Annotated in this window: 5 protein-coding genes and 1 pseudogene; 1 reads left to right on the top strand and 5 read right to left on the bottom strand. The window is 41.0% G+C overall.

Annotation, left to right across the window (positions count from 1 at the left end; genetic code table 11):
- From B4033_RS00305 to B4033_RS00295, 3 genes and pseudogenes are all read right to left on the bottom strand, one after another.
- Positions 1-79, bottom strand: a pseudogene (locus tag B4033_RS00305) (antibiotic biosynthesis monooxygenase); the annotation flags it as partial.
- 20 nt (positions 80-99) lie between these two features.
- Positions 100-1098, bottom strand: coding sequence for a zinc-binding alcohol dehydrogenase family protein (locus B4033_RS00300; protein ID WP_286831034.1), 999 nt, complete (start codon positions 1096-1098; stop codon positions 100-102).
- Between the two features lie 73 nt (positions 1099-1171).
- A complete protein-coding gene (locus tag B4033_RS00295; protein WP_034617111.1) occupies positions 1172-1912 on the bottom strand; it encodes an SDR family oxidoreductase in 741 nt (246 codons plus the stop codon).
- 135 nt (positions 1913-2047) lie between these two features.
- Here B4033_RS00295 and B4033_RS00290 point away from each other — a divergent pair, with 135 nt between their 5' ends.
- A complete protein-coding gene (locus tag B4033_RS00290) occupies positions 2048-2947 on the top strand; it encodes a LysR family transcriptional regulator (RefSeq protein ID WP_286831036.1) in 900 nt (299 codons plus the stop codon).
- 50 nt (positions 2948-2997) lie between these two features.
- Here the strand turns inward: B4033_RS00290 and B4033_RS00285 are convergent, their stop codons facing one another.
- On the bottom strand, positions 2998-4014 hold the full coding sequence (locus tag B4033_RS00285) for a zinc-dependent alcohol dehydrogenase family protein (protein WP_286831031.1): 1017 nt from the start codon (positions 4012-4014) through the stop codon (positions 2998-3000).
- Positions 4004-4999 carry a zinc-dependent alcohol dehydrogenase family protein gene (locus tag B4033_RS00280; protein ID WP_286831029.1) on the bottom strand — a complete coding sequence of 332 codons (996 nt, stop codon included), beginning with the start codon at positions 4997-4999 and terminating at the stop codon, positions 4004-4006. Before B4033_RS00280 ends, B4033_RS00285 begins: the two co-directional genes overlap by 11 nt.
- Between the last annotated feature and the right edge of the window lie 260 nt (positions 5000-5259).

Genomic DNA, 5259 nt, shown 5'->3' with positions numbered 1-5259 from the left:
TTACACTTTTTAAAAGCGCTTCTAACGTCTCTTTTTGATCTGACTTTGCCTTAAAGTTCGCAATGATTGAAATAGTCATTATTTCACCTTGAATTTGTTTTAGAAGTTTTCTAGTACAATTTTGCCTTTTGACTTACCTGATTCAAGCAACTTATGCGCCTTCTCCAAGTTTGCAGCGTTAATTTTGCCTAGATTTTGGTTGAGGGTACTTCTAATTTTTTGCTGGTCAACTAATTGGGCAACCTGTTGCAATAGATCACCTTGCTTTTCAATATCATCGGTTTCATACATTGAACGGGTGAACATCAACTCCCAATGGATAGAAATAGATTTAGTCTTAAACGGCATAATATCAAAGGTTTGTGGATCATCGATTAATCCAAGCTTGCCTTGTGGTGCAATCAGAGAAACTATTTGCTTGATATATGTTTCTGTATGATTTGTAGAGAATACGTATTTTGGTTTTGCAATGCCTAGTGTCTCGATTTGTGCATTTAAATCTTTGCTATGATCAATGACATGGTCGGCACCAAGTGATTCCACCCAAGATTTCGTTTCTTCACGTGAAGCTGTTGCTATAACGGTCAGATTTGTTTTTGCTTTTAGGAGTTGGATAGCGATAGATCCTACACCGCCTGCACCACCAATAATCAGAATACTGCCAACTTCTGTTTCTGAAATTTGAAACCGATCAAACAGCATTTCCCATGCCGTTATTGCAGTTAATGGCAATGCTGCTGCTTCTGCATTAGATACTGTAATGGGTTTAAGACTGATAATTCGTTCATCGACTGCTTGAAACTCAGCATTACTACCATCTCGGGTTAAATCGCCAGCATACCAAACAGAATCTCCTACTTTAAACGAGGTAACTTTTGGGCCAATTTCAACAATTTCACCAACGGCATCCCAACCTAAAATACGATTATTTGCTTCAGACGAATTTTTTCTCACTTTGGTATCAACTGGATTCACAGAGATTGCCTGAACTTTTACCAGTACATCACGCTCCTTAAGCGTAGGCTTCACTTTTTCAATATCTACCAATGAATTTTTAAAATCATCATGGTTATTGATAACATACGATACGGCTTTCATAGATTTGTCCTCAACTTTAAAAAAATATAGTAAAAATGGGAGCCAAGTGCTCCCATTTTTTGTTATTCAATAATTAAAACTCTTGGCTCGTTGGGCGCAAAACAATTTCATTAATATCTACATCCGCAGGCTGTTCAATTGCATAAGCAATTGCTCGAGCGACTGAGTCAGCTGGTATGGCTTGTTTGTAGAAATCAGTAACAAACTCTGAACTTTCTTTATGAGAAGAACCAAATTTTAGTTCTGACTCAATTGCACCAGGCTCAATAGTCGTCGTTCTAATTGTTCCCCCAACTTCATGACGAAGTCCTTCAGAGATGGCTCTTACAGCAAACTTAGTACCGCTATAAACAGTACCTCCTGGACTAAATACTTTTAACCCTGCAACAGATGCGAGATTAATAAAGTGTCCAAAGTTTTGTTTTTGGAAAACAGGCAGTGTAGCTGCTATACCATAAAGAACACCTTTAATATTAATGTCGATCATACGATCCCATTCATCAACTTTTAGCTCACTTAATGGTGCAATAGACATCAATCCAGCATTGTTTACCAATACATCGATTTGACCAAATGCGCTTAATGCCTTTTCAATAAGTGCTTGTACTTCATGTGGTTTGGTTATATCCATACCAATAAATTCAGCTTGACCACCTTCAGCACGAATGTCGTGAACAATAGCCTCTAATTTTTCAGTACGTCTAGCACCAAGTACAACCTTTGCACCTTTTTTAGCAAGTAAGCGAGCAGTAGCTTCACCTAAACCACTACTTGCACCAGTGATAACAATAACTTTATTTTCTATATTATTCATACAAGTAACCTTCAACCTATCTGTCAATCATATTTGATGGATTAAGTATTACAGCCTTGTTAGGTATAATAAATGAATAATATTATCTTTCAGAATTCCTATTTACGGAATAATTACCAGACCACAGGATTGGACATGCAGAACAAATTGGAAATGATACGTATCTTTTGTGTCGCAGCAGAGTCTCGCAATTTTAAAGAGGCAGCAACTCAGCTGGGTATTTCCCCGCAGCTAGTAACACGGGCAATAAAAGAGCTAGAAGAGCAGCGCGGAGAGATTCTGTTCTACAGGAGTACTCGACAAATTAAAATTACTGCTGATGGTGAGCGTCTGGCAAAGCAAGCACGTTTTGCAGTAGGATCGATTGATGCTCTGCTTGTAAAAGACACCAAGGAAAAACAAGATGAAATGCGTGGGACCGTCCGTCTTACTGTGTCGTCTGTGTTAGGGCGTAAATTGGTAGTACCTGCACTAGCAGAATTTGCCACACGTTATCCAGATATTGTCGTGGATTGTGTACTAACAGACTCACACTCGGATGTGATCGATGAGCGAATAGATATCGGGATCAGATTTGGATTTTTGCCAGACAATCGATATGTGGCAAGGGAATTGGCTAAAGTGAACTTTTATTCTGTGGGTACGCCAGAGTTAATTGATAAGGTCGGAATGCCCAAAAAAATTATTGACCTTGATAAATACCCTCTAACAGCACTATTCGATCATAAAACAGGGCGTTACTGGCCATGGACATTCACCGAAAGTCGAAGCTTCACGCCATCAAAGCCCCGTTTTATTACAGATGATCTAGAAGCTGAATTTCAAGCGATTCTCGCTGGAGTTGGATTCGGACACATGCCTGGATTTCTAGTTTTGCCGTGGCTTAGGAGTGGTAAGCTCATTCAGATACTTCATGAGGAAACCTCTCCAGTTTGGCGCCTGTATTTATATCGTCCACAGCGGGGCCCGACACCTTTGCGAATCCGAACATTGTTTGATTACTTAGCGGAAGTGTTGGGCCATATAGAAAACTGAATCAGATGGAACTAACCTTTTTTCTAGAAAGTAGAAATCAGATAAGACCATCATGTATTTAGAGTAACTACAATTTTTCCTATTTGCTGATTTGATTCAAGATAGCGCTGAGCGTCATGCATGTCCTCAAAGTTAAAGCAACAGTCGATCACTGGACGAAGATATCCTGCACCTATACTGCTAAGAATAAATCGTCTGGCTTGCTCCCTTAGAACAGGGTCATGGAGAACCTCAAGGAACAAAAAACCTCGCATGGTTAAGCTCTTGCGTAATGCAACTTTAAGAGGAAATGGTGTGATCTCCTGGCTAAGTGCACCATGCATAACCATCGTTCCTCCTACCGACATCGCTTTTGCAATCTGTTCAATATGCGGCCCTCCTACAGCATCGAAGACGACATCAAGATGTTCTCCATCCAAACGTGAAACAAGCGCCTCATACAAATCGGGTTCATCTTCACTGGCTATAACATTTTTAACACCGAGATCTAATAAGCGTTGCTTTTTCTCTATCGTCTGTGTACTTGCAATGACCTTAGCACCCGCTGCTTCAGCGATCTGTATCGCAGCTAGTCCTACACTGCTTGAAGCTGCTGTGATCAAGATCGTTTTTCCTTTCGAAACTCCACCAGCATGGATTACACCACCCCAAGCCGTCAAATACTGCATCCAGATTGAAGAAGCTTCTTCCCAACTTAAACTATCGGGTTTGTGAACTAAAAAAGTTTCTGGAATCAGAAGCTTGTCCGCATATGTCCCATATTTGGCTAGATTGTCAGTCGGAAGAATCGATACTGCATCTCCTGGAGAAAATTGGCGTACACCTTCACCTATCGCCAGAACTATGCCTGCTCCCTCATATCCCAGACGAGAAGGGAATACTGCCTTTTGAATATAAGTACCACGCCGAAACATTACATCAGCCCGGTTGAGTCCGATCGTTTTCATCTGGATTAGAACTTCTCCTGCGGCTGGTAAAGCCACAGGAAGTGTTTCTAATGTCAGAACATCTGTATCTCCAATACTATTGAAGCGCCAAGTCTTGGCCTGAAGTGCGTTAAATGACATCAATCACGACCTTAATATTGGCAGAGCGATCTTGAACAGCATCATGAGCCTCAATCGCTTGGTTTAGAGTAAAATGACGAGGATCAACAATAGCACGCAGTTTACCTTCCTCAACAAGACGAGTCGCGATCTTAAGGATATCACCATGATGAGCACGGCGATTGCCTGTTAACATCGGCATTAGGACGAATACGCCAGACACTGTGGCACACCGTAGAGATGAACTCGCTAAATTATGATTACCAAATGCAGCACAGCTGGTAATGTGGCCATAGTGAGTTGTCATGGAAAGTGAAGCTTCGAGTACTGGACCACCCACAGTGTCGTAAACAATGTTAAAACCTTGACCCTCAGGGCTTGCAGCAATAATGTCATCGGAAGATGCTGTTGTGTAATCGAGAGGTGTTGCACCGAGTTCTGAAATTAGTGATTGATCAGCTGTACGACCAGTCGCCCAAACATTTGCATCAAGTGCTTTTGCAAGCTGAACCACCATATAACCAACGCCACCAGCACCACCCTGAACCAGTACAGTTTGACCTGGTTGGACCTTCGCATGATCCACTAAACCTTCCCAAGCGGTGAGGAACGTCAATGGTAGTACTGCTGCCTCGCGCATAGAGATATTCCGTGGCTTTAATGCGATCAGATCAGTATCTACGACAACATATTCTGCTAAAGATCCTTGAAGACCACGAACGCCACCAATCAGACCGTAAACTTCATCCCCGACGTTGAAGTCGGTGACACCTTCACCAACAGCAGTTACAACCCCAGCCATATCTGTTCCCAACACGGCAGGAAGCTCTGGCATAGCATATGGTGCTTCACCAAGACGAATTTTATAATCAATAGGGTTTACACCGCTAGCATGAATACGTACCAGAACTTGCCCAGCCTCAGGGTGAGGTATAGGGAGTTCTACACGTGTAAATTCATGATCACCAAAATTTTCTAAGATAAGAGCATTCATCATCTTATTCATAATTGTTCCTTATTTTTAACTGGGGGATGATGTGCACAGTACCAAAGTAAATTAATCCAATAAATTATATTTATAGGATTTAATAATTCCTAAATAATGAATAATAAATATCATCCGCTCACTAAAAATATTCTAGTACAGTCTGTAAAGGCAGTTTAATCTAAACTGTCGGTAGTATTTTCAAGGCTTGAAACGTTCAAAATATCTACAAAGTGGCTAAAATTTGAAACATAATTCTAAAAGGTCACAGCATTACAAAG

Origin of the sequence: Acinetobacter sp. UBA3132, from assembly GCF_002364825.1 — a bacterium.
GTDB lineage: Bacteria > Pseudomonadota > Gammaproteobacteria > Pseudomonadales > Moraxellaceae > Acinetobacter > Acinetobacter schindleri.
The sequence above is the reverse complement of the archived record's forward strand: the minus strand, read 5'-3'. Positions and strand labels throughout refer to the sequence as shown.

Coding starts and splice junctions, on each gene's coding strand:
- B4033_RS00300 (WP_286831034.1), bottom strand. CDS start 1,098: ATGAAAGCCGTATCGTATGTTATCAATAACCATGATGATTTTAAAAAT.
- B4033_RS00295 (WP_034617111.1), bottom strand. CDS start 1,912: ATGAATAATATAGAAAATAAAGTTATTGTTATCACTGGTGCAAGTAGT.
- B4033_RS00290 (WP_286831036.1), top strand. CDS start 2,048: ATGCAGAACAAATTGGAAATGATACGTATCTTTTGTGTCGCAGCAGAG.
- B4033_RS00285 (WP_286831031.1), bottom strand. CDS start 4,014: ATGTCATTTAACGCACTTCAGGCCAAGACTTGGCGCTTCAATAGTATT.
- B4033_RS00280 (WP_286831029.1), bottom strand. CDS start 4,999: ATGAATAAGATGATGAATGCTCTTATCTTAGAAAATTTTGGTGATCAT.